This is a genomic window from Pandoraea pnomenusa (assembly GCF_000767615.3).
Taxonomy (GTDB): Bacteria; Pseudomonadota; Gammaproteobacteria; order Burkholderiales; family Burkholderiaceae; genus Pandoraea; species Pandoraea pnomenusa.
Map to the genome: position 1 here is coordinate 3,670,120 of NZ_CP009553.3, position 23,917 is coordinate 3,694,036.

The following is a 23,917-nucleotide window of genomic DNA, read 5'->3' on the forward strand; positions in this document are numbered from 1 at the left end:
ACCGGTACTGACACTGGCCCCGGCGCCACGCTCCGCGTTATCAGGTTTGTCCGACGGCCAACGTCGACACCTCGGCGGACGAAGCCGTCCGCGCGAATACCTTGCGCGAGATCCAGACGGCAAGCACCCCGACCGCGACTCCGGCGACGACATCGACCACATAGTGCCCGCCGTGCGATGGCGTCGAGATCACCATGAGCGTGTTGAGCACGATGAAAATCGGAAACAGGCGACGAACGTGGCGCATCGCGTAGGCGAAGAGCATCGCCATGACGGTATGAAACGAGGGAAACGACACCAGCCCCTGCGCCGCTGCGAACGACAGCGTTCGCACATGATCGATCCGGAAGGCAAGATAATCCGACACGGTGGACGCCGTGCCAGGGTCCTGCACGTTGAAGTGCACGAAGGCGCTTTCGGCGGGAAACGGCGTGGCGATCATCAACACCAGTACGGTGCCGATCATGAACTGGACGACGAATTCGGCATAGTCGCGAACGTTGCGGGTGACGACCAGCAAGAATGGCACGCATGCCATCTGAATCCAGGTGGACTGGTAAGCCGCGCCCAACACGGCATCCAGCCACGCATGCGCGCGCACGGTCTGATATATCGTGGGCCAATGGATGCCGAGCCAGGCATCCGCGGCCACGAGCGAGCTCGCGATGTCGGGGGCGGCAAGGGTGAGCGACAGATATTGGAAAACGAGTGCGCCGCAGGTGAAGCCGGCGAGCGTGACGATCCAGAGAATGCCCGCGCCGGCGTCGCGATAGAACACTTCGCGCGCCGTTCCGCGCAACCGGGGCAACCGCGAGATCGCGAGCAGCAACGCGCCGACGGCCAGACTGGCCAGGCCGCGAACGACAATGCGCACGATCTCGTCGTGCCTTACCACCAGCCCGGCGTGCGCGCCCCACGCAAGATCCACGGCGATCAGCGCAAGATTGAAAAGCCACGTCGCCCAGTAGATCCGCCAGACGGTCGCCGGCATTTCGCCCCCTTGTTCACGTCGAAACCGGCGCCCGGGCGCCGAAGCGAGAGACTGCACGGCATCATCGGGGGAAGTGGCGGAAAGCAGCAGGAGTCGAACCTACCTGGGAGCGGCTGACGCCCCCAACCGGGTTTGAAGCCCGGCCGCATCACCGGATACGGATGCCTTCCTTCAGACGAAGCGACCTAGGACGCCGCACCCCATGTCACACCGGGACGCCGTACGTGGCGATCGCCAACGCGGCGAGTATATCCCGCACGATCGAAGAACTCCAGAATCTGAATCGCGCGCTTGCGCCCCAACCCCGTGGCATCCCGAAACGTACCCGCCTCAACCGCGCCGTTCGCATGCGCGATCATCTCCGCCAGCGTCTGCACGCACGCTTCGTCGTAAAAGAGGTCCTTGACGATCTGATGCACGCGGCCCTGCCGGGCAAGCTTGCGAAGCACCCCACGCACGCGTTCCTCCGGCACACCGAGCTCGCGCCCCATGTCGCGCACCCACGGCGGATCGAAGCGGCCCTGCGCCACTTTCGGCAGCAACGCCCGCGCCAGTGCCGATTCCTCATCCGTCATTTCGACGCGATGCGTGGGCAGATGCCACCACGCGCCCGTACGTGCCACCCCGCCTTCGCCGAGCATCGCCTGCATGGCCATGCGCCAGCGCGGCGCGTCCAGCGCCGGCCACGTCATCCGTCCCAGGCGCGCCGCATCGAGCCCAGGCTCGTCGGGCAGGCGCGCATGATAATCGCGCAGGGCGTCAAGCACGCGCACCCGCACGGCGTCCCACGCCCGGGGCGCAAACGCGAGCGACTCGCCCTCCGAACCGGGCAGCACCACCGCGTCCGACGGCCACTGCCATTGCCCAGGCGGCAACCCGGTCAGCGCCACGACCTGAGCGCTCGTCAGCCCGAACGGCGACTGCGACAGGAGGGCTTCGAGCCCATCACCGTCGAGAAACTTCGCCACGGCATCGAGCCACGCCAATCGCGCCGCCGATCGGCGCTTGCGTTCCGGCGCCGCCGGATCGAGCACCCGTCCGCCGCCGACGGTCGCCGTTGCCTGCGGATTGCGCACGATGAAGCGATCGCCCGGCATCGCACAAACCGGCGCATCGAAGACCAACTGCACGCGCATCGTCCCGCCCGGGGCAAGCGTGTCGCCCCCCAGCAAAACGGTGCGCGCCTGAACGTGCGTCGTGCCCAGATGCACATGCAATGGAAACCACTGCGTGAGCGGTGCGCTGGCCTCGAACCAATGCAGGTCGACGTCGATGTGCGTCGAAGGCGCCGACAGACCGTCGGCGACGATCCAGTCGCCTCGCCCAAGTTGATCGCGCTCCACACCGGCCAGATTCAGCGCGCAACGCTCACCGGCCCTGCCCGCATCGACGGGACGATTCTGCGCGTGAATACTGCGCACCCGTACCGGCACCCCCTGCGGCATCACCCGCAGACTGTCGCCCACGCGCACCGTGCCCGCGAACGCCGTGCCGGTCACGACCGTACCGTGCCCCGGCAACGTGAACACGCGATCCACCGCCAGACGAAATAGCGCGTCGTCGCGCCGTATCGCGTTGCCCGACGCCTTGAGCGCCTGTGCCGCCGCAACGAGCCGCTCGCGCAACGCCGCCACCCCCGGGTCGTCCGGCGTGGTCGACGACACCGGCACTACCTCGGACTGCGCGAGCGGCGTGCCGGCCAGCCACCGGTGAATCTCCTGCGTGAGCGTGGCCAGCCGCCCAGCGTCGACGCGATCGGCCTTCGACAACGCCACGACACCGCGTCGCACGCCCAACATCGAGAGAATGGCCAGATGCTCGCGCGTCTGCGGCATGATCCCATCGTCAGCGGCGACCACCAGCAGCGCGAAGTCGATGCCGACGGCGCCGGCCGCCATGGTGTGAATCAGCTTCTCGTGACCGGGCACGTCGATGAACCCGAGCACGTCGCCGTCGGGCAACGGCGTGTACGCATAGCCCAGCTCGATGGAAATACCGCGCGCCTTTTCTTCCTTCAGACGATCCGTGTCGACGCCGGTGAGCGCGCGAACGAGACTCGTCTTGCCGTGGTCGATGTGTCCTGCCGTGCCAACGATCATGCGCGCAACTCCGCAAACTGCAGCGACAACCGCGCCTCGTCCCCCGCTTCGAGACACCGCAAGTCGAGCCACAGCGTCTGATCCGAAATGCGACCGATCACCGGATACGGCAACGCGCGCAGCGCCGCCTCGAGCCGGGCAAGCGCACGGCCGCTGCCGCGCTTGCCGCCCCCCGCCGGCACGATCGCCAACCCGAAACTCGGCAGTTGTTCCACCGGCAACGCACCGCTGCCGATCTGGCTCATCATGGGTGCGGCACGCACGGTGTAAGCCTCGCCCAACGACGCCGCGAGCACCGGCGCCAGACGCTCGGCCTGCGCCGCCATGTCCGCGCGCGCCCGGGTGAGCAGCCGCAGCGTGGTCAGCCGCTCGGTCAGATGATCCGGGTCCCGATACAGCCGCAGCACCGGCTCCAGCGCGGCCAGCGTGAGCTTGCCGACGCGCAGCGCGCGCTTGAGCGGATGCTTCTTGATTCTGGCGATGAGGTCCTTGCGCCCGACGATCATGCCCGCCTGCGGACCACCCAGCAGTTTGTCGCCGGAGAAGGTCACGAGATCGGCGCCCGCCGCGATCGTCTCCTGAACAGTGGTTTCGTGCGGCAACCCCCATTGCTCCAGCCGCGCGAGCGTGCCGCTGCCAAGGTCGACCGCCACCGGCACGCCGTGCGGCCTCGCGATCTCCACGACCTCGGCCACGTCCACGCTCCGCGTGAAGCCCGTGACTTCGTAGTTGCTGCAATGCACCTTCATCAGCAACGCGGTCTTCTCGCCGATGGCATTGCGATAGTCGGCGGGATGCGTGCGATTCGTCGTGCCGATCTCGACCAACCGCGCCCCCGCGTGCGTCATGATGTCGGGAATGCGGAACGCGCCGCCGATCTCGACCAGTTCGCCGCGCGAGACCACCACTTCGCGACGCCTGGCCAGCGTCGCCAGCATGAGCAGCACCGCGGCGGCATTGTTGTTGACGACCGTGGCCGCCTCCGCGCCGGTCAGCTCGCACAGCAACGGCGCAACGAGGTCGTCGCGATCGCCGCGTCCGCCAGTCGCCAGATCGAATTCGAGATTCGCCGGGGCGGTGAGCGCCTGCATCACCGACTCGACAGCCGACTCGGGCAGCAACGCGCGTCCGAGATTGGTGTGCAGCACGGTGCCCGTCAGGTTGAAAACCGGCCGCAGCGCGGCACGGTTGCGCTCGGTCAAGGCACGCGATACCCGCGCGCCAAAGGCATCGGGCGTCACGGCATCGCGGGTCAGCGCGCCCGCCAGCGCCGCCGCACGGCACGCATCGAGATCTTGACGCAACGCCGCCGTAACCTGAACGCGTCCGAAGTCGGCCAACGCCGCCTCGAAGACCGGCATTCCCAGCAACCGGTCGACCGAAGGCAATTCCGCCGCGCCCGCCAAGGCGTCATTGTCCGCCGGCTGGCGCGTCATCGCCGTCGTTCCCGTCATGGCGTCTCTCCCCTCAGGCGTCTTCGGCGTTTTGCCAGAGCAGCGGATTGCCGTTGGCACGCGCATAACCCGCCTCGCCCATCAGCACGTCGAGCGCGAGACTGGCCAGGTCGTCGGCGACCGGCTCCACGAACGGGTCCTTGTCCTGATAGAAGATCTTCCGGTAGCCATGGCAGTCGTCGCACGATTCGGCCCGGACGGGAGACGATGCGACACGCTTGGCCGCCTCATCGAGCTTCGGACGCCCGTTCTCGCCCTTGATGATTTCTCCCCCAGAACTCGCGGCGAGCACGGCGTCGCCCGATGCGGTGGCCTCCCCGCCCTTGTCGACAACGTGGTACGCGACGTGCTCGCTGGCCTCGCAATGCGTGCACTTGACGCGCACCATGTGCCATTCGGTCGCGCACAGCCCACACGCAAGGTAACGATAGCCCTCGTACGCGCCGCCGATGCGAACCACGCTTGCCACCGGCAGCGTGCCGCACACCGGGCAGACATTGGGGACGTCGAGCATCGGCACGTCGCCCACGTCGAAGGTACTCGCCACGCCGGTCCAGAGGACTTGCAGCGCGGCCATGATGAACGGCGCGCTAGCGGCGTCGACGCCCTTGCCATGCCCGGCGAGCAATGACTGGGCGCCGGCTTCGAGCGCGGCCGGATCGGCCTCGCGAACCCGCGTCAGTACGCCGCGCACGGCGGCGGGCAGGTCGGGCTGCGCCGCAACGGCGTCGAGTAGCGGGGCGAGAAGCGGTTGCCACCGGCCGGCGTCATAGCCGCCGGTCGCGGGGACGAGCGGCATGCAGTGCTGCTGCGCCTGCGCGATCGACTCGGGCGACGGCGGCGACGGCGTGAAGTTGTCGAGCACGCGCTGCTGCGCGTCGACGAGCGCGGCCATCAGCCGCAGGTAATCGCCAAGCGGATGACCGTCGGCCAATTGACGCAGCCGCGCCGCGCGCGCCGAAAAGACTTCGGCGCGCTGGGGCAGGCGCACACGGGGAATGGAGGTGCGATCGAGGGACTCGATCTGTCCGGGTTCGAGAATGCGTTGCAAGGTGGCCGGCCTCGTAAGAGCGTCCGGCCACCAACCCGGCCGGACTTATTTGTTGAGCTGCTTGTACCAGGCGCGATGGTGCTTCCACGCCCAGCCGCGGGTGACGGTTCCGCGCGTCATGGCGCGCACGGAACCCTTGATCCAGATCGCCGCGTAGATGTGCGTAATGATGCCGCAAATCAACACGAATGCACACACCGCGTGAACATCCGACGCCAGACGAATCGCCCAGATCGGAAAGTAGAACGCGAAGTAGGCACGCCAGATCACGATGCCCGAGAGCAGCAGGCCGATCATGCACAGCACCATCACGTAGAAAAGCAACTTTTGGCCGGCGTTGTAGCGCCCGACCTCCGGCAGATTCTCCTCGCGGTTCTCGAGCACGTCGCCGATCTTCTTCATCCACTCGGCGTCGCGCGACTCGAACTTGTTATAGCGGGCAAGCCGCAGTGCGAGCCACACGAACGCGACGAACATCACCACACCGACGAACGGATGCAGCACGCGTGTCCAGGGACCGCCTCCGAACAGGTTGGTGAGCCAGAACATGGACGGATGGAACAGCGCCAGCCCGGAGAGCGCGAGCAGGATGAACGTGCCCGCGACGATCCAGTGATTGATACGCTCCGAGGCGTTGTAGCGCTCGATCAGATCGCCCTTGTCTCCCGTACGATCGCTTCGTTCATACGACATGGTCAGACCTCCTCGTGCGTGATGGCGCCCTTCTGTCCATCGGGCCCGCTACCCTTGCGCGACGCGTCGTAGCGGCGCGCCGCTTCTTCATCCTCCTCGGTCGTCTCGTTCGGGCCGGTCTTGATGTAGTGGAAGAAGCCGGCAATCGCCGTGAGCGCCATGGCGGCGACCCCCAGCGGCTTGGCGATGCCTTTCCAGAACGTGACCATCGGGCTGATGCGCGGATCGTCCGGCAGGCCGTGATAGAGCGACGGCTTGTCGGCATGGTGCAGCACATACATGACGTGCGTGCCGCCCACGCCGGCCGGATCGTACAGCCCCGCGTTGTCGAAGCCCCGGGTCTTCAGGTCCTCGATGCGCTCGGCCGCCTGATCCTTCATCGCGTCCTTGGTGCCGAACATGATCGCGCCGGTCGGGCAGGTCTTCACGCACGCCGGTTCGAGCCCCACGGACACGCGATCGGAACACAGGGTGCACTTGTATGCCTTGTGATCCTTCTGCGAGATGCGAGGAATGTTGAACGGGCAGCCGGTGATGCAGTACCCGCAACCGATGCACGCCTCTTCATGGAAGTCGACGATGCCGTTCGCGTACTGCACGATCGCCCCGGGCGACGGGCATGCCTTCAGGCAGCCCGGGTCCTCGCAGTGCATGCAGCCATCCTTGCGGATGAGCCACTCGAGGTCGCCCTTCGGGTTTTCGTACTCGGTAAAGCGCATGAGCGTCCACGAATCGGACGTCAGATCGGCCGGGTTGTCGTACACGCCGACGTTCGTGCCCACCTCATCGCGCAGGTCGTTCCACTCCATGCAGGCGGTCTGGCACGCCTTGCAGCCGATGCACTTGGTGACGTCGATGAGTTTGGCGACGTCACCCGTGTACGCCTCGCGCTCCGAGGGTGACGGCAGCGTGGTTGCCGAGCGCCGTTTGATATCCAGAGATTGCAATGCCATGGCGCCCCCTTATGCCTTCTCGACCTTCACCAGGAACGACTTGAACTCCGGTGTCTGCGAATTGCCGTCGCCCACGATGGGCGTGAGCGTGTTCGCGAGGAACCCGGGTTTGGTCAGTCCCTTGAAGCCCCAGTGAATCGGAATGCCCACGTGGTGAATCGTCTTGCCTTCCACCTTGAGCGCGCGAATGCGCTTGGTCACGACCGCGCGCGCCTTGATGAAGCCGCGGTTGGACGTCACCTTGACCATGTCGCCCGCGGCCACCCCGATCTCCTTGGCCAGCGCCTCGCCGATCTCGACGAATTGCTCCGGCTGGATGATCGAGTTGAGCAACGCGTGCTTGGTCCAGTAGTGGAAATGCTCGGTCAGACGGTACGTGGTCGCGACATACGGGAACTTGTCGGCGGTGCCCATCGTGGCCAGATCGTCCGGGAACACGCGGGCGCCCGGATTGCTCGTGGCCTTGGGCTGCTTCGGATGCAGCGGGTTGTAACCCAGCGGCGTCTCGAACGGCTCGTAATGCTCGGGGAACGGCCCTTCCGCCATGGCACCCTTCGCGAAGAACCGTGCAACGCCCTCGGGGTTCATGATGAATGGACTCATGCCGCCGGCCGGGTCTTCGTCGATCTTGAAGTCCGGCACGTCGGACCCTGTCCAGACCTTGCCGTTCCAGTACACGAGCTTGTGCTTCGGATTGAAAGGCTTGCCCGCAAGGTCCGACGACGCACGGTTGTAGAGGATGCGACGGTTCGCGGGCCACGCCCACGCCCAGTTCAGTGTCTGGCCGATGCCGGTCGGATCGCTATTGTCACGACGCGCCATCTGGTTGCCCGCCTGCGTCCACGCACCGGCGAAGATCCAGCATCCGGACGACGTGCTGCCGTCATCCTTCAGTTCCGCGAAGCCCGCGAGCTGTTCGCCCGCCTTGCGCGTGACCTTGGTCGGATCCTTCGGATCGACGAGGTCCTTGAGCGCACGGCCGTTGTACTCCTTGGCGATCTCTTCGGGCGACGGGCTCTCCGGCCGTGCGTAGGGCCACGACAGGTTCACGATCGGGTCCGGGTACTTGCCGCCCTGCGTCTTGTACATCTCGCGCAGGCGCAGGAACAACCCGGTCATGATCTCGATGTCGGTGCGTGCCTCGCCCGGCGGCTCGGCCCCCTTCCAGTGCCATTGCAGCCAGCGCCCGGAGTTGACGAGCGCGCCGTCTTCCTCGGCGAAGCAGGTCGTAGGCAGACGGAACACCTCTGTCTGGATCTTGCTGGAGTCGACGTTGTTGTGCTCGCCAAAGTTCTTCCAGAACTCCGACGTCTCGGTCGCCAGCGGGTCCATGACGACCAGGAACTTGAGCTTGGCCAGCGCCTGGTCCCACTTGAACTTGGCCGGCGCCGCCGCGATCGGGTTGAAGCCCTGCGCGATGTAGCCGGTCATCTTGCCCTGGTTCATCAGCTCGAGAACCTGCAGCAGGTCGTACGGCTTGTCGAGCTTGGGCAGGTAGTCATAGCCCCATTGATTCTCGGCGGTCGCCGCGTCGCCCCACCAGGCCTTCATCAGGCTCACGTAGAACTTCGGGTAGTTCTGCCAGTAGCTGAGCTGGTTCGGACGCAGCGGCTTCTGGGTGCGTGGCGTCAGGTATTGCTCGAGGGTCTGCTCGGCCTGCTTGGGCAAGGTCATGTAGCCCGGCAGCAGGTCGGTCATCAGCCCCAGGTCGGTCAGCCCCTGGATGTTCGAGTGACCGCGCAGCGCGTTCATGCCGCCGCCCGCCACGCCGATATTGCCCAGCAGCAGCTGCACCATCGCGCCGGTGCGAATCATCTGCGAACCGATCGAGTGCTGTGTCCAGCCCAGCGCATACATGATGGTCATGGTGCGCGTGGGGGTGGAGCACTCGGCGATCTGCTGGTAGATGTGCTCGACCTTCTCGGCCGGCGTGCCGCATACGCGCTCGACCGTCTCGATCGTGTAGCGCGAGTAATGCTGCTTCATGAGCTGGAACACCGTGCGCGGGTGTTGCAGCGTGGGGTCGGTCAGCACATAGCCGTCCGCGCCCTTCTGATAGTCCCAGGAGCTCCTGTCGTAGGTGCGCTTTTCGGCGTTGTAGCCCGAGTAAAGACCGTCTTCGAACGCGAACTCGTCTTTCACCAGGAAGGTGAAATCGGTGTAGTTCTTGACGTATTCATGCTGGATCTTGTCGTTCGTGAGCAGGTAATTGATCAGCCCGCCGAGGAAGACGATATCCGTGCCGGTACGGATCGGGGCGTAGTAATCCGCGACCGATGCCGAACGGTTGAAGCGCGGGTCGACCACGATCAGGCGCGCCTTGTTGTGCGCCTTCGCCTCGGTCACCCATTTGAAACCGCACGGGTGTGCCTCGGCCGCGTTGCCGCCCATGATGAGTACCAGATCCGCGTTCTTGATGTCGACCCAATGGTTCGTCATCGCGCCACGGCCAAACGTCGGGGCAAGACCTGCCACCGTCGGGCCGTGTCAGACACGTGCCTGGTTGTCGAATCCCAGCATCCCGGTACTGCGGATGACTTTGTGCGTGAGGTAACCGACCTCGTTGCTCGATGCCGACGCGGCAAGCATGCCCGTCGTCAGCCACCGGTTGACCGTCAGGCCATCGTCCGTCTTCTCGACAAAGTTGGCGTCGCGGTCGTCCTTCATCAGCTTCGCAATGCGGTCGAGCGCATCGTCCCACGAAATCCGCTCCCACTTGTCGGAGCCGGGCTTGCGGTATTCCGGGTGGGTGAGACGGTTCGGGCTGTGGATGAAGTCGATGAGACTGGCCCCCTTCGGGCACAGCGTGCCGCGATTGACCGGATGGTCCGGGTCGCCTTCGATGTGAAAAACGCTCTTCTTCGCGTTCTTCGCACCGTCGCCGTAGCTGTACATGAGCAGGCCGCAGGCCACGGAACAGTACGGACAAGTGTTGCGCGTTTCGGTCGCGCGCGCGAGCTTGAACTGGCGGACTTCCGCCAGCGCCGCGTCGGGCGCGAACCCGAGCATCGCCAGGCTGGACCCTGCCAGCGTTGCGCCACTCACTTTGAGGAACTGGCGCCTGGACATATTTAGCATGGGGGAATTCTCCTCAAATTTTCGGAAACTTTGCGGGAGTGCGTTGAGTATAGAGCAAAGTGCCTACGTTTTCCGCGACTTAGCACAAACCATGCCTCATGTTGCGCCACACCCGGATTATTGGGAACTTCCTTGACATTTTGGTATTCTGAGCGTCACTTTGGTCACCGTCCCCGGTAATGGACACATTGCCCCCAGAAGATGATGTGACGGACCTGATCGCCTGTCCGAACTGCGACACGCTGCACCGCCGCACGGACTTGCCGCCGCGCGAGACGGCGCGATGCGTGCGCTGTCACTCGGTGCTTTACCGCGCCCCCGACCTGCGCCTCTCGCGGGTGCTCGCGCTCACCCTGACCTGCTTGATCGTGTTCGCCATCGCGAACGCCTTCCCGATCGTCGAAATCGAGGTGCAGGGCATCTACACCGAAACCACGCTCGTGGGCGCCGCCTGGGCCCTGTATCGCGAAGGCATGTGGCTGGTCGCGCTGCTGGTCTTCGCCACGACCGTGCTCTTCCCGCTCTCGCAACTGGTTGCCCTGGTGCACCTGATCGCGCCGCTGTCGGTCGGCCGTCGGCCGTACGCGGTGTTCCATGTGATGCGCGCCATCGAATTCTGCCGGCCGTGGGGCATGATCGAGGTCTTCATGCTTGGCGTGCTCGTCTCGCTGGTCAAACTCTCGGCCATGGCGAGCGTGCTGCCGGGCATTGCGCTGTGGGCATTCGGCGCGCTCACCGTGTTGCTCGCCATGGTGCTGTCGTACGATCTGCGCAATCTGTGGCTGGTCATCGACCACACGCCGGACCCGAATGCGCCCGGTGCCGCCCCGTCGCGGGTGCCGCGATGAAATATCTCTCGGCCAAGGCCGCCGGACTTGTCGCCTGCACCGTTTGCGGGCGACTCTCCCGCGAGGTGAAGACCGTGGAGAAGGAACGGTGCCCGCGCTGCGGCGCCGTGCTGCACCAACGCAAGGTGGACAGCCTTGCGCGCACGTGGGCCTTGCTCATCGCGGCGGCGATCCTGTACATTCCCGCCAACGTACTGCCCATGATGCAGACGCGCTCGCTGCTCGGAAATTCGAGCGACACGATCATGAGCGGTGTCATCTATTTCTGGACCAGCGGCGAGTACGATCTGGCCATCGTCGTGTTCACGGCGAGCATTCTCGTACCGATGCTCAAGCTCATTGCCCTGTCGCTGCTGTGCTTCACCGCGCAGCGCGGCGCGCGCTGGAAACCGCATCAACGCACCAGGCTGTATCACATGATCGAGTTCATCGGCCGCTGGTCGATGCTCGATGTCTTCGTCGTCGCGCTGATGGTGGCGCTCGTCAACATTCAGTCGCTGGCCGTCATCCAGGCCGGCCCGGGCATCGTGGCGTTCGGCTCCGTGGTCGTGCTCACGATGTTGGCCTCCATGCAGTTCGATCCCCGGCTGATCTGGGATCAGATTCGCGACGACGATACCGAACAGGACGACCATGACTGAACCGAACGACCCGCAAGCCCCGAAGGCGCCGCCGCCCGAGGCAAGCGAGCTGCCGACACCGACCATCGAGCCGCGCAAGCGCTGGGCGCCGTCGCTCGTCTGGCTGATTCCGCTGGTAGCCGCCGTGATCGGGCTCTCGCTCGTGGCCAAGGCGCTCATCGAGCGCGGGCCGACCGTCGTCATCGACTTCAAGACCGCCGAGGGCCTGGAGGCGGGCAAGACCAAGGTCAAGTACAAGGAAGTCGACATCGGCACGGTCAAGAACATCGAACTCTCCGACGATCTCTCGCACGTGCGTGTGACGGTGGATCTGACCAAGAACGCCAAGCGCTTCGCCGTCAAGGACTCGCGCTGGTGGGTGGTGCGCCCGCGCGTGGCCGGCGGCAGCGTCTCCGGTCTGTCGACATTGCTCTCGGGCGCCTACATCGGTGCCGATGCCGGCAAGTCCAGGGAATCGGTCTCCCATTTCACCGGCCTGGAGGTGCCGCCGGTGGTCTCCAGCGGGCAGCCCGGCAAGCCGTTCGTGCTGCACGCGAGCGACGTTGGCTCGCTCGACATTGGGTCACCGATCTATTACCGCCGCATTCAGGTCGGTCAGGTCGAAGCCTATTCGCTCGACCCGGACGGCAAGGGCGTGACGCTGCGCATTTTCGTGCAGGCGCCGTATGACCAGTACGTCGGTTCGAACACCCGCTTCTGGCATGCGAGCGGTATCGACCTGCGGCTCGACTCGAGCGGCTTCCAGGTCAACACACAATCGCTGGCGTCGGTGGTCATCGGCGGCATCGCCTTCCAGGCGCCCAACGATGCGGGCGCGGGCGTGATGGCGAAGGCGGGTCAGGAATTCCGGCTCGCGCCCGACGAGGCCACGGCCATGAAGGCCCCGGACACGCATCCGGTCACGGTGGTGTTCCGCTTCCAGCAGTCGCTGCGCGGCCTCGTCGTGGGCGCTCCGGTGGACTTCCGTGGCATTACGCTCGGCGAAGTCACGTCGATCGGGGTCGAATTCGACGCGGCCACCAAGCAGATCAACATGCCGGTCACCGTGATGGTATACCCGGACCGTCTGCGCCGCCGCGACCCGAAGAACAACCTTCCGCCCAACGAACTCGCCAGCCGCCAGATCCTCAACGCGCTGGTCTCGCGGGGCCTGCGCGGGCAATTGCGCACAGGCAACCTGCTCACCGGTCAGTTGTACGTGGCGCTCGACTTTTTCCCGAATGCAAAGCCGGCCAAGGCCGAAGAAGTCGACAACGTGCTCGTCATGCCGACAGTGCCCAACACGCTCGACCAGTTGCAGCTCCAGATCGCCGACATCGCCAGCAAGCTCGACAAGATTCCGTTCGACAGCATCGGCCAGAATCTCGACGCGTCGCTGCGTAAGCTCGACAAGACGCTCGAGAGCGCGCAAGGGCTGTTCCGTCAGCTCGACAATGAAATCGCGCCCGAGGCGAAGGCCACCCTGGGCGAGGCGAAGAAGAGCTTCGGCGCCGCCGAGCGCACGCTTTCCGAAGACTCGCCAGTTCAGCAGGACGTGCGTCAGGCCATGCAGGAACTGACCAGGACGCTGCGCTCGCTCAACACGCTCGCCGATTACTTGCAGCAGCATCCCGAGGCATTGCTGCGCGGCAAACCGAAGGATCCGCAACCATGACCAGGCCGAACGAGATGATTCGCAGCCCGCGCCAACGCGCCGCCCGACGGCCGACAGGCCTTCGCGCCCTCGCCGTGCTCGCCTCGACGCTTGCCGCCGCGCTCGCCGGCTGCGCGTCGCCCACGCCCACGTTCTACACGCTCAGCGATGCGCCCGGCCTCCCCGGCACGCCCACGGCTTCCGGCACTTCCGGCACTTCCGGCACTTCCGGCGCCCGGACGATCGGCGCCGAGGCGCCGGCCGCGCCATACGCTGTTGAAGTCTCGCCCGTTGCCGTGCCGGAGCAGGTCGACCGGCCGCAGATCGTCATCACGCGCGGCGGCGGTCGCGTGGATATTCTGGAGGCGTCGCGCTGGTCGGCACCGCTCAAGACCGAACTCACCTCGACGATCTCGCGAGACCTGACGCAGCGCCTTGGCGCGATGGATGTTTACGGGCTGCCGCGCGCCGACGGTCTGACCGTATACCGTGTGTCGACTTCGGTGCAGCGGTTCGAGTCCGTCCCTGGCGAGCAGGCTGCACTGACGGCCGTGTGGAGTGTTCGCCGCGCGCCGGGCGACCTCGTGCTCACGTGCCGTTTCGCGGGCACCGAGCCCGCCAGCGGCGGCGTGGCGGAGGTGGTTGCGGCCCAGCGCAAGCTCGTCGACCGGCTGGCCGAAGGGATTAGCCGCGCCATCGCGACCAGTGCCCAGGGGGCGGGATCCACACCTCGCTGCCAGGACTGAACGGCGGCGCAGGTGACGGCACAGGTCGCGGTAAAGGCAACTGTGGGCAACGGTGCGGCCGTCCGGGGACCTGGCGAAATCCGGGTGCCAGCACCGGACACCCGCATTGGACTAAAGTCCCATGCGCCGCGGAAATTTCCGTGGGAGACTCGAGACTTATCCGAAGCCGCAACTTCCCGACGCGCAACGGCCCATTGAAGCCCGCTCCGTGACATCACACGCTCCTGACGCTCCGTCGAGACGCTCGCCGTCCTCGAACCCTCACACTGCCCCGCCCCCGGCCCATGCGCCGAGGCCGCCGTCCCAGACTGGCAAAGCCCCTTTCGATGCCCACGCGACGGACGTCTATGTCGCGCGTCTGGCTGCGCTCCATGCGAATTTGCCGGTCTCGCTGGCCGGTTCATTCCTGACGGTATGGTTGATCGTGGCCGTGCTGCACGAGGTATTTCCCTTACGGGATCTGTTGCTCTGGGCCGGAGCGCAGGCGGTGCTCACCCTGTGGCGCGCATCGGCCCTCGTCATGTATCCCGGCGTACGCCGCCGCCGAAAGGAGCGTGCGAGCCGCGCCGACACCGGCGGCGTCGACATCGCTGCAGTCCGACGGTGGGACTGGCGGGTGCGCGTCGGCTCGCTCGCCGCGGGCCTGCTCTGGGGCGTTCCGCTCGCCGTCTGGCTCTGGCAGGCGCCCGCCGCCCAGCAAACGTTCCTCATCGTCGGGCTGCTCACGCTGGGCACCGGCGCGATCTACGCGTACTGTATACATCCACCGGTGTTGCTGGCGTTCGAAGTGCCCTACTACGCGCCCAGTTTCGTCGCGTTGGCCGCCCTTGGCGGCACCATTCCGACCACGCTCGCGGTTGCGGGGTCGGTCTATCTGGCGGTCACCTTCGCATTTGCCTACCGGATGTACCTCACGCAAATCGACTCGCTTTCGATGCGCTTCGAGAACGACGACCTGATGGCGCGGCTCGCCGTGGAGCGCGACGCCGCCGAGCGCAGCAATCTGGCCAAATCTCGCTTTCTTGCCGCCGCCAGCCACGATCTGCGGCAACCGGTGCATGCCCTGAGCCTTTATGTCGGCGTGCTGCGCGAGCAGCAACTCAACGCGCGCAGCCGCCAACTGGTCGACCACATCGGTCGCGCGACCCTCGCAATGGGACAACTCTTCGACGGGCTGCTCAACATCTCACGGCTGGATGCCGGCGTGATCCAGCCCAAACCCCGAACCCTGAGACTTGCGCCGATCATCGATCAACTCCAGTTGGAATATGCACCGCAAGCGGCAGCGAAAGGGTTGATCCTGCGCGTTCACGCGGCCCGCAATAGCGAGGCGGTCGCCGTGCGTTCCGATCCGGTGTTGCTCGAACGCGTACTGCGCAACCTGCTCGACAACGCCATTCGCCATACGATGCGAGGCGGCGTGCTCATCGGCTGGCGTCGACGCGGGCCTCACATCCTCATCGAAGTCTGGGACACCGGCGTCGGCATCTCCGACACCGATCTCGACAAGATATTTCTGGAGTTTCATCAGGTCGGAAACCCGGAACGCGATCGATCGAAGGGATTGGGCCTCGGGTTGGCCATCGTACGGCGCACCGCGGATTTGCTCGACCACCCGCTGACCGTGCGTTCCGTGCCGGAGCGCGGCAGTGTCTTCAGATTGCGCGTGCCGATTGCCGACGCTCAGGCGGTGCGTCCCGCACACGAGGCACCATCAGGCGGGCTCTCGTCACATGACAGATCGGGGCAAAACGACGGCCCCCTCATTTGCGTGATCGAGGACGACGCGGAAAACCTTCACGGGCTCTGTCTGCTGCTCGACACTTGGGGTTATCGCACGGTCAGGGGCGCCAGCGGCGAGGAGATCGTGCTCGCCGCCGTGGCGGCACGAGCGAGGCCGGCCCTGATCGTCAGCGACTTCCGCTTGCGCGACCACGAAACGGGCATCGACGCGATCGATCGTCTGCACGAAGAGTTCGGCGACGACTCCATTCCGGCGATTCTGATGAGTGGGGACACCGATCCGCAGCGCCTCGTGGAAGCGTCGGCACGCGCATGGCCATTGCTGCACAAGCCGGTGGACGCTCAACTGCTGCGCCGCACAATCGAACAGACGCTTGGCGCGCAGTCCAGCCCTCAGGATATCGTGCGCGACGCCTGAAACCTCAGGAGGGCTTGCCGAGAAGCCCACCGCGCCGTGCAAGCGTGGCCGCTTGCGTGCGATTGAGCGCTCCCAGTCCGGCCAGCACGGCAGACACGTGCGCCTTGACTGTTTTTTCCGTCATGCCAAGCCGCGCAGCAATTTCACCGTTTCGCAAGCCGTCGCAGACCAGCAATAAAACCTCGCGCTGGCGCGGCGTGAGTCCGGAAAGCCGCTCGGCGATCGAGCGATCGTCGGAAAATTCCGTGCCGTCTCCAGGCGTGCGGGGACCGGCGAGCGCATCGTTCTCGACGTCGCAGTCCCCCAGTCCCGCCGGGAAATACCGCTCGCCGCGAAGCACCGCGCGCAAGGCACCGATCAGCGTGCGGCTGTCGGCGGACTTGTGCACGAAACCGTGCGCGCCCGCGATCAGCGCAGAGCGCACATCCTGACGGTCTTCCGACGCGGAAATCACCAGCAGGCGCAGGTCGGGACGTGTGGCGCGCAACCGGGCAAGCAACGCGGCTCCGGCCAGATCGGGGAGGTAATAGTCCGACATGACGGCACGCACGTCGGGGCGACCGGCGAGCGCCGCTACCGCCGACTCGCCGTCGGAGAAAGCCTCGAAATCGAGTTCCGATGTCCCCGCACGCAACGCCAGCAGGAGACCCTCGCGGAACATCGCATGGTCGTCGATCAGGAAAACGGTCGGCATCTGGGGGGAAGCGCGAAATCGCGCTTGTAAATATCCGGCGTCGACAATACGCGGAATTATGTCGCATTCCTGAATTAAAGTCCGGGATTTCCAAAATTCCACCTCGACCGTTCTCACCGGATGAAAATGCCGTCCCACGGGATCGCGTCCGTCCCCGGGCATACCTCGATTCCGGCAAACGCGAAAGGTCAGGAAAACCCGATGCCCCACTTCGCGCATTACGGATTGCGCAATCGATTACGTGATGTTTAAGATGTTCGAGACCCGGCGGCTCACGCCTCCAGCACGATAACGAGAGACGACGGCCGGCGGATCGCGATAACTCGAACATTGGAGACAAGCCATGTCCAGCTTCACCGGCCACCTGCGCCGCACGATCACCGTGGCGGCCTGCGCCACGGTTCTCTCCGCCGTCTCGGCGACGGCTTCACATGCCGCGCCGGGCGGCAACGTTTCCGACGGCGTCGTGAAAATCGGCGTGCTCACGGATCTGTCGGGCGTGTCGAGCGACAACGCCGGCAAAGGCAGCGTGGTGGCCGCGTCGATGGCGATCGACGACTTTTCGCGCGAGCACAAGGTGCTTGGCGCCCCGATCGAGCTGGTGTCCGCCGATTCGCAAGGCAAGACCGACACGGGCGCGACCATCGCGCGCGAGTGGTACGACCGGGGCAAGGTGGACATGATCACCGACCTCACCTTCTCCAACGTGGCGCTGGCGGTGGACCGGATTGCCGACGAGAAGAAGAAGATCGCCCTCGTGACGGGCGCCGGCTCGTCTGCCATCAGCAACGAGCAGTGCACGGCGCACAGTGTGCAATGGATGTACGACACGTATGCGCTGGCGAACTCGACGTCGCAGGCGCTGCTGCGGCGCGGACTCAAGTCGTGGTACTTCATCACTGCCGACTACGCGTTCGGCCATGCGCTCGAGAAGGATGCGAGTGAAATTCTCGCTCGCCAGGGCGGCAAGGTCGTCGGCTCGGTGAAGCATCCGGTGAACTCGCCCGACCTGTCGTCGTATCTGCTGCGCGCGCAGACGTCCGGCGCCCAGGTGATCGCGCTGGCGAACTCGGGCACGGACACGCTCAACACCGTCAAGCAGGCGTCCCAGTTCAACATGATCCAGGGCGGCAAACAGGTCTTCACCCCGCTGCTCTCGCTCATTACGGAAGTCCACGGCATGGGGCTGAAGAATGCCCAGGGCATGATTCTCACCAACGGCTTCTACTGGGATCAGGACGATCGCTCGCGTGCGTTCGCCCAGCGCTTCTACGCGCAGCACAAGAAAATGCCGACGATGATGCAGGCTGCCGTGTACTCGGCCGTGCTGAACTACCTGAAGGCCGTTCAGGCGGCGGGCACCGATGATGCGGACGCCGTGATGGCCAAGCTCAAGTCGATGAAGATCGACGACCCGGTGATTCGCAACGGTCAGATTCGCGCCGACGGCAAACTGGTCCACGACATGCTGCTGGTACAGGTCAAGACACCTGCCGAATCGAAGTCGGAGTGGGATCTGTACAAGATTCTGGAGACCATCCCGGCCGACAAGGCATTCGCGCCGCTGGCCGAATCGAAGTGCGCGCTGGTGAAGAAGTAAGCCATGCGCTCGCGACTCGGGATCGGTCGCACCCACCGCGCGTGCGCCGCCATTAGCGGCGCACGCGCGCCGACGGCCGCTTGCGAAGCGCTCAGGCCGTCGTATTGACCTTGCTGCCTCGCGTCTGCAGCGGATTCATCAGCGCGAGAATCTGCGCCTGAATCGACATGGCCTGTGACGAGAGGCTGGCCGTCATCTGGAGCTTTTCATCGGGCGGCATGCGGTCATTGTTGCGCACCGCGTCTAGCTGCGCCATCACCTTGGCGAGCATCGCCTTGAGCTTCTTGATGGTCTGCGCCACGACGGGATCCGCGCCACTGGCGTCGCCGACATCGCTTACCGCCTTGCCCATCTGGCGCGCACCGTCGCGTGCGCCACGCACCATCTCGACCATATTGGCGTCGATCCGGCGCGAATCGGTGTTGTTATTGTTCTCGCCACCGCTATCGGCACCATCGCCACGGCCGTCGCGCGTGTCGCGGCCGCCCGCGGCAGCGCTGCCCGTCGCCGACGCTCCGGTAGCACTGCCGGCATTGGCCGAATCGGATTGCCCGCCGGGGTTCGACGTGCTGACCGCCGCCTGCGCCTTGTCGACCTGCTGTTGCTGAATGTGGGCTTGCCATACGTCGAGCAGGCCGGAAGTCGCACTGCCCTTGATCGGAATGATGGTCGCCATACAGAGGGGAGAGAGCTCCGTGAAAGGGTCGGTAAGTTTTGGTAAGGATTCGAAAGGTATTACGGCATCCTTATCGAATTCCTTTAACCACGCCCAGCACTCCTTTCCGCTCTCCGTACTCGAGCGCAGAGCGCGTGGACCTCAGACCTGCCCCGCCCGCCGCCGGAACACGATCAGGCGCGGATCGCCCGATATCCGACGTGCTCGAAGCGTTCTTCATCGACCGGTGCGACGCCGTCTTCGCCGTCCGTCCGATCGTCGCTGGCCAGTGCGTCGAGACGGATCGCCGCGTGGACGAGCGCAATGTGCGAGAACGCCTGCGGGAAGTTGCCAACCTGACGCTGATGATGCGTGTCGTACTCCTCGGCAAGCAACCCAACGTCGTTGCGCAGCGCGAGCAAGCGCTCGAACAGGGCGCGGGCGTCGCGCTGACGGCCCAGCATCACCAGGCAATCGACCATCCAGAAACTGCACGCGAGGAAGGCGCCCTCGCCGGCCGGCAGGCCATCGTCGACACGGCTCGTTCGATAGCGCTGCACCAACCCACCCTCCATCAGCTCTCGCTCGACCGCCTCGACCGTGCCGACGACCCGCGGGTCGTCCGCCGGCAAAAAGCCGACGAGCGGAATCATGAGCACGCTCGCGTCCATTTCGGACGAACCATACGCCTGCATGAACGCGTTGCGCTCCCTGTCGAAGCCGTGAGCACACACATCGGCATGGATTTCCTTGCACAACTGCTTCCACCGATCGACCGGCCCCGGCAATCCGAAGCGCTCGGCCGACTTGATGGCGCGATCGAATGCCACCCACGCCATCACTTTGGAATACGTAAAGTGTTGTCGACCGCCGCGTACTTCCCATATCCCCTCGTCGGGCTCGCGCCATACGGTCTCAAGGTGCGCCACCAGCTTGGTCTGCACCTCCCAGGTCGCCTCGTCGCGCGGCAATCCACCCAGGCGAGCCTGATGCAGGGCGTCCATCACTTCACCATACACATCGAGCTGCAGCTGGCCGACCGCGCCGTTGCCCACGCGCACGGGCTTCGCCCCCTCGTAGCCGGGCAGCCAGTCGACCACCCATTCGGGCAGGCGCCGCTCGCCGGCCAGTCCATACATGATCTGCACTTGCGAGGGCGCGCCGGCCACCGCGCGCACCAGCCATTGGCTCCAGTCGGTGGCTTCGGTGTAGTAGCCACCGAGCATCAGCGCCTGAAGCGTGAGCGTGGCGTCCCTGAGCCAGCAGTAGCGATAGTCCCAGTTGCGCTCTCCCCCGAGCTGCTCGGGCAGCGACGTCGTCGGCGCGGCCACCACGCCGCCGGTCGGCACGAACGTGAGCGCCTTGAGCACGATCAGCGAGCGGCGAATCGCCTCGGCCCAGCGACCGTCGAGCTGACAGCGATTCGCCCAGGTTCGCCAGTAGCGCTCGGTGTCCGTTAGCGCGGCCAGGGGATCGATCTCGCGCGGATCGGCGTGATGCGAGGGCACGCGCGAGAGCACGAACGGTACCGTTTCGCCCGCGTTCACGTCGAAGCGCGCGCGCAGCCGGCCGGGCACGTCCTCGATCGGCACCGGGGTGCGCAGCACCACTTTGTCGGGGCCCGCGATCAGGCGCATGCCGGGGCCCGTGGGATCGTCGTCGTCGAGCGGACGCGACCATGGCACCGACGCGCCGTAATCGAACCGCAGGATCAACTCCATCGACATCGACACGGTGCCATGAATGCCCTTGACGAGCCGAACGAGATCCGCGGCGCCATCGCGCAGCGGCATGAAGTCGATCACAGCCACGCAGCCCTCTACCGTCTCGAAGCGCGTCTCGAGAATCAACGTGTCGTCGTGGTATCGCCGCGTGCAGGTCGCATGCGGATCGTCGGGGGAGAGCTTCCAGCGGCCGTGCTCGGCGCCGCCGAGCAGGGCCGCGAAACAGGCGGGGGAATCGAAATACGGCCAGCAGAGCCAGTCGATGGAGCCGTCGCGCGCCACGAGCGCAGCGCTGCGGCAATCGCCAATCATTGCGTAATCTTCAATACGTGCCGGCATGCTCACCTCGCGAACAGGAGAGGATCGTGGCCCCCGTCGGCGACTGGGGGCGCGCGAGCGCATGGAGCCCTATGGTACGCGCGTCGATCGCGCTCGGCCATCGGGCTCTCCCGGGAAGCCTCGGTAATGAGCGGGGTTCGCGAAAGATGCTGCCTGGGGTCATGCCTTCCCTCCTTGCGACGACGTCGTCGGATCAGGTTTGTCGGTGGCCAATCCTGCGCCCGTTCAAAAACCGACCCGCCGACGGAAGGGAAGTTCGCTATCGCGAATCAAGACGCGGAAAATCCGCATGCATGGCGGGACGAGTACGTCACGCACTCGTCGAGGTGCCCTCCTCCAGCGCGTGCACCGCTCCCTGCATCATCAGCTCGCGGATTTGCCCGGCGTCGAATCCGTACTCGGCCAGCACCTCACGGGTGTGTTCACCAAGGCGCGGTGCGGGTCCGCCGGTGCATTTCGGGGTCTCGGAGAAGCGGATCGGCAGGCCGATGCTGCGTGTCGTGCCGTCCAGCGGGTGCACCGTTTCCACCACCATGTCGCGCGCCACGATCTGAGGATGGGAGACGGCTTCGGAGATCGACAGCACCGGTCCGACCGGCAGGCCAACGGCGTCCAGGCGCTCGACCCAGTGCCGCGTGGTATCGCGCACGAGGTACGCGGTAAGCCGTTCGACGAGTTCGGCGCGATGCGCGGTGCGCCCGGCGTTGGTCGCGAAACGCGGGTCGTCCGCGATCTCGGGCGCGTCGAGCACCTGCAGCAAGCGCTCGTAGTTCGCCTGGTTCGCCGCGCCGATGTTGACCCAGCCGTCCTTCGTGCGAAACGCCTGGTAAGGCGTGCTCGTCGGATTGGCCGAGCCGAGCTTGGGCGGATTCTCGCCGCTCGCGAAGAAGTTGGCCGCCGCCCAGTACATCTGCTGGAAACCGGCTTCGAGCAGCGACGTGTCGACGATCTGCCCTTGGCCCGTGCGCAGCCGATGGGCGTAGGCTGCGGAAATGCCGAGCGCCGCCAGAATGCCCGCGTTGATGTCGGCAATCGGCGAGCCCGCCTTGATGGGCGCCTGCCCGGGCTCCCCGGTCACGCTCATCAGCCCTGAGAGTCCCTGCGCGATGAGGTCGAAGCCGCCCTTGTCGGCGCACGGACCAGTGCGCCCGTAGCCGGAGATGGCGCAATAGATGAGCGCGGGGTTCGCCTCGCGCAGCGTCTCGTAGCCCAGGCCGAGCTTCTCCATCGTGCCCTTGCGATAGTTCTCCGTCACCACGTCGGCGCTCGCGAGCATCTTGCGCAGCACCGCCTGGCCGCCCGTCGTCTTGAGATTGAGCGCAATGCCGCGCTTGTTTCGGTTGAGCATCATGAAAGATGCCGACTCGCCATGCGAGAGAATCGGCGCGAAGCGGCGCGCATCGTCGCCGTCCATTTTCTCGACCTTGATGACGTCCGCGCCCATGTCGGCCAGCATCATCCCGCACACCGGTCCCGACATGATGTGCGACAGCTCGATGACCTTGACGCCCTGCAGCGGCCCGCTTACCCGTCCCGTCGATTTCGTCGATTTCGTCGATGTCGTCGATTCGCGCATGTCATCGCCCCTCGAAAACCGGGGCCGTCTTCGCAAGGAAGGCGCGATAGCCCGTGCGGAAATCGGCCGTGCCGAAGCATGCGAAGCCCTCGTCGATCTGCGCCGGCGTGAGCGGCTCGCCGCTCGTGAGCTCGCGCACGAAACGCTTGTGCCAGCGCGCGACCAACGGCGCCCCGTCGGCAATGCGCTGCGCGCTGGCGAGGGCTTCGCGCGTCACATCGGCGTCGGGCACCACACGCGTGACGAGACCGATGCGCGCCGCCTCCTGCGCGTCGAAGATGCGTCCTTCGAGCAGAATCTCGAGCGCCCGCGCCGGCCCCAGCAGACGCACGAGCCCCGAAAGTTCGGCATGCGCCATGACCAGCCCCAGCTTGTTGATGGGCGCGCCGAACCGGCTCGACTCGCCGCAGATGCGCACGTCGCAGGCCGAGGCGATTTCCATGCCGCCGCCCACGCAGATGCCATGAATCATCGCTACCAGCGGCACCGGGCACTGTGTGAGCGCGTCAAGGGTGCGGTGCATCAGGGCGCCGTAGGCGCGCGCCTGCTCCACGTTGGCGCGATCCGTCTCGAACTCCGCGATGTCGTTGCCGGGGGCGAACGACTGCTGTCCCGCACCGCGCAGCACGATGCAGCGCACGTCCGGTGTTTCGGACAACGTCAGAATCGTGTCTCCGAGTGCCTGCCACATCGGCTTGGTCAGGGCGTTGAGCTTCTCGGGACGATTGAGCGTGACGACCACGATGGCGCCCAGCCGCTCGGTCAGAACGGTCGATGTCACATTGCCTCCTTGCGTTGCCGGCCGTTGGCCGCCAGAGATTTTTGGTATACCAATTTTTTGTAAACGATAGAATCTCCAGCGGCTGATTGGCAAGAAGAAATCGATGAATTAAGGGTTAACGTGGGAAATTCAGCGCTCCCCCGTTGACGTTGTGTCGCCTCTTCATCAAAATTGGCATTCCATTTTTTGACGAGCTTCAC

Annotated in this window: 19 protein-coding genes and 1 tRNA gene; 6 read left to right on the plus strand and 14 right to left on the minus strand. The window is 65.4% G+C overall.

The genetic code is table 11. From position 1 onward, the window contains the following. Window positions 1-40: 40 nt before the first annotated feature. The 8 genes from LV28_RS40490 to fdnG form a co-directional block, all read right to left on the minus strand. Window positions 41-991, minus strand: a complete 951-nt coding sequence (locus LV28_RS40490; protein ID WP_048806573.1) for a phosphatase PAP2 family protein — start codon at window positions 989-991, stop codon at window positions 41-43. A 74-nt stretch (window positions 992-1,065) separates the two neighbouring features. Then, a tRNA-Sec gene (locus LV28_RS40495) sits at window positions 1,066-1,161 on the minus strand. A gap of 15 nt (window positions 1,162-1,176) precedes the next feature. Further along, window positions 1,177-3,090, minus strand: coding sequence for a selenocysteine-specific translation elongation factor (gene selB / locus LV28_RS40500; RefSeq protein WP_038620515.1), 1,914 nt, complete (start codon window positions 3,088-3,090; stop codon window positions 1,177-1,179). Continuing rightward, window positions 3,087-4,544, minus strand: coding sequence for an L-seryl-tRNA(Sec) selenium transferase (gene selA, locus LV28_RS40505; RefSeq protein ID WP_231107060.1), 1,458 nt, complete (start codon window positions 4,542-4,544; stop codon window positions 3,087-3,089). Before selA ends, selB begins: the two co-directional genes overlap by 4 nt. Before the next feature lie 13 nt (window positions 4,545-4,557). Further along, window positions 4,558-5,586, minus strand: coding sequence for a formate dehydrogenase accessory protein FdhE (gene fdhE, locus LV28_RS40510; RefSeq protein ID WP_115344647.1), 1,029 nt, complete (start codon window positions 5,584-5,586; stop codon window positions 4,558-4,560). Window positions 5,587-5,640: 54 nt separating this feature from the next. Then, window positions 5,641-6,288 carry a formate dehydrogenase subunit gamma gene (locus tag LV28_RS40515; RefSeq protein WP_023596891.1) on the minus strand — a complete coding sequence of 216 codons (648 nt, stop codon included), beginning with the start codon at window positions 6,286-6,288 and terminating at the stop codon, window positions 5,641-5,643. A 2-nt stretch (window positions 6,289-6,290) separates the two neighbouring features. Next, window positions 6,291-7,241, minus strand: a complete 951-nt coding sequence (gene fdxH, locus LV28_RS40520; RefSeq protein ID WP_023596892.1) for a formate dehydrogenase subunit beta — start codon at window positions 7,239-7,241, stop codon at window positions 6,291-6,293. Window positions 7,242-7,250: 9 nt separating this feature from the next. Beyond that, window positions 7,251-10,319: a formate dehydrogenase-N subunit alpha gene (fdnG, locus tag LV28_RS40525; RefSeq protein ID WP_141571143.1), complete on the minus strand. Its 3,069-nt coding sequence runs from the start codon at window positions 10,317-10,319 to the stop codon at window positions 7,251-7,253. 206 nt (window positions 10,320-10,525) lie between these two features. Between fdnG and LV28_RS40535 the strand changes: the two genes are divergently transcribed. The 5 genes from LV28_RS40535 (at window position 10,526) to LV28_RS40555 (ending at window position 16,348) form a co-directional block, all read left to right on the plus strand. Further along, complete coding sequence (locus LV28_RS40535) at window positions 10,526-11,167, plus strand: paraquat-inducible protein A (protein WP_024788798.1); 642 nt, start codon at window positions 10,526-10,528, stop codon at window positions 11,165-11,167. Beyond that, window positions 11,164-11,808, plus strand: a complete 645-nt coding sequence (locus LV28_RS40540; RefSeq protein ID WP_023596896.1) for a paraquat-inducible protein A — start codon at window positions 11,164-11,166, stop codon at window positions 11,806-11,808. Before LV28_RS40535 ends, LV28_RS40540 begins: the two co-directional genes overlap by 4 nt. Beyond that, window positions 11,801-13,462 carry a PqiB family protein gene (locus LV28_RS40545; RefSeq protein WP_023596897.1) on the plus strand — a complete coding sequence of 554 codons (1,662 nt, stop codon included), beginning with the start codon at window positions 11,801-11,803 and terminating at the stop codon, window positions 13,460-13,462. The genes LV28_RS40540 and LV28_RS40545 overlap by 8 nt, the downstream gene beginning before the upstream one ends. Then, window positions 13,459-14,187, plus strand: coding sequence for a PqiC family protein (locus tag LV28_RS40550; RefSeq protein WP_081326914.1), 729 nt, complete (start codon window positions 13,459-13,461; stop codon window positions 14,185-14,187). Before LV28_RS40545 ends, LV28_RS40550 begins: the two co-directional genes overlap by 4 nt. 379 nt (window positions 14,188-14,566) lie before the next feature. Next, window positions 14,567-16,348, plus strand: coding sequence for an ATP-binding response regulator (locus LV28_RS40555; RefSeq protein WP_048806572.1), 1,782 nt, complete (start codon window positions 14,567-14,569; stop codon window positions 16,346-16,348). Window positions 16,349-16,352: 4 nt separating this feature from the next. Here LV28_RS40555 and LV28_RS40560 read toward each other — a convergent pair whose 3' ends face one another. Next, complete coding sequence (locus tag LV28_RS40560) at window positions 16,353-17,204, minus strand: response regulator (protein ID WP_257125730.1); 852 nt, start codon at window positions 17,202-17,204, stop codon at window positions 16,353-16,355. Between the two features lie 181 nt (window positions 17,205-17,385). On the opposite strand from LV28_RS40560, the gene LV28_RS40565 reads away from it, so the two are divergent. Continuing rightward, on the plus strand, window positions 17,386-18,642 hold the full coding sequence (locus LV28_RS40565; RefSeq protein ID WP_048806571.1) for an ABC transporter substrate-binding protein: 1,257 nt from the start codon (window positions 17,386-17,388) through the stop codon (window positions 18,640-18,642). Window positions 18,643-18,733: 91 nt separating this feature from the next. Here the strand turns inward: LV28_RS40565 and LV28_RS40570 are convergent, their stop codons facing one another. The 5 genes from LV28_RS40570 to LV28_RS48825 all read right to left on the minus strand — a co-directional run bounded on the left by LV28_RS40570 (window position 18,734) and on the right by LV28_RS48825 (window position 23,917). After that, window positions 18,734-19,318, minus strand: a complete 585-nt coding sequence (locus LV28_RS40570) for a hypothetical protein (protein WP_023596902.1) — start codon at window positions 19,316-19,318, stop codon at window positions 18,734-18,736. 173 nt (window positions 19,319-19,491) lie between these two features. Next, on the minus strand, window positions 19,492-21,360 hold the full coding sequence (locus LV28_RS40575; RefSeq protein ID WP_023596903.1) for a glycoside hydrolase family 15 protein: 1,869 nt from the start codon (window positions 21,358-21,360) through the stop codon (window positions 19,492-19,494). Window positions 21,361-21,670: 310 nt separating this feature from the next. Further along, complete coding sequence (locus LV28_RS40580) at window positions 21,671-22,936, minus strand: CaiB/BaiF CoA transferase family protein (protein WP_048806570.1); 1,266 nt, start codon at window positions 22,934-22,936, stop codon at window positions 21,671-21,673. A gap of 1 nt (window position 22,937) precedes the next feature. Then, the gene (locus LV28_RS40585) at window positions 22,938-23,717 is read right to left on the minus strand and encodes an enoyl-CoA hydratase-related protein (RefSeq protein ID WP_023596905.1); all 780 of its coding nucleotides are present in this window, start codon (window positions 23,715-23,717) and stop codon (window positions 22,938-22,940) included. After that, a complete protein-coding gene (locus LV28_RS48825) occupies window positions 23,714-23,917 on the minus strand; it encodes a hypothetical protein (RefSeq protein WP_147291619.1) in 204 nt (67 codons plus the stop codon). Before LV28_RS48825 ends, LV28_RS40585 begins: the two co-directional genes overlap by 4 nt.

What these genes read in the sequence shown, in the direction of transcription:
- fdxH (WP_023596892.1), bottom strand. Translation starts at nt 7,241, where the DNA reads ATGGCATTGCAATCTCTGGATATCAAACGGCGCTCGGCAACCACGCTG.
- selB (WP_038620515.1), bottom strand. Translation starts at nt 3,090, where the DNA reads ATGATCGTTGGCACGGCAGGACACATCGACCACGGCAAGACGAGTCTC.
- LV28_RS40575 (WP_023596903.1), bottom strand. Translation starts at nt 21,360, where the DNA reads ATGCCGGCACGTATTGAAGATTACGCAATGATTGGCGATTGCCGCAGC.
- LV28_RS40560 (WP_257125730.1), bottom strand. Translation starts at nt 17,204, where the DNA reads ATGCCCGGGGACGGACGCGATCCCGTGGGACGGCATTTTCATCCGGTG.
- LV28_RS40570 (WP_023596902.1), bottom strand. Translation starts at nt 19,318, where the DNA reads ATGGCGACCATCATTCCGATCAAGGGCAGTGCGACTTCCGGCCTGCTC.
- LV28_RS40550 (WP_081326914.1), top strand. Translation starts at nt 13,459, where the DNA reads ATGACCAGGCCGAACGAGATGATTCGCAGCCCGCGCCAACGCGCCGCC.
- LV28_RS40490 (WP_048806573.1), bottom strand. Translation starts at nt 991, where the DNA reads ATGCCGGCGACCGTCTGGCGGATCTACTGGGCGACGTGGCTTTTCAAT.
- LV28_RS40565 (WP_048806571.1), top strand. Translation starts at nt 17,386, where the DNA reads ATGTCCAGCTTCACCGGCCACCTGCGCCGCACGATCACCGTGGCGGCC.
- selA (WP_231107060.1), bottom strand. Translation starts at nt 4,544, where the DNA reads ATGACGGGAACGACGGCGATGACGCGCCAGCCGGCGGACAATGACGCC.
- LV28_RS40540 (WP_023596896.1), top strand. Translation starts at nt 11,164, where the DNA reads ATGAAATATCTCTCGGCCAAGGCCGCCGGACTTGTCGCCTGCACCGTT.
- LV28_RS40580 (WP_048806570.1), bottom strand. Translation starts at nt 22,936, where the DNA reads ATGCGCGAATCGACGACATCGACGAAATCGACGAAATCGACGGGACGG.
- LV28_RS40515 (WP_023596891.1), bottom strand. Translation starts at nt 6,288, where the DNA reads ATGTCGTATGAACGAAGCGATCGTACGGGAGACAAGGGCGATCTGATC.
- LV28_RS40545 (WP_023596897.1), top strand. Translation starts at nt 11,801, where the DNA reads ATGACTGAACCGAACGACCCGCAAGCCCCGAAGGCGCCGCCGCCCGAG.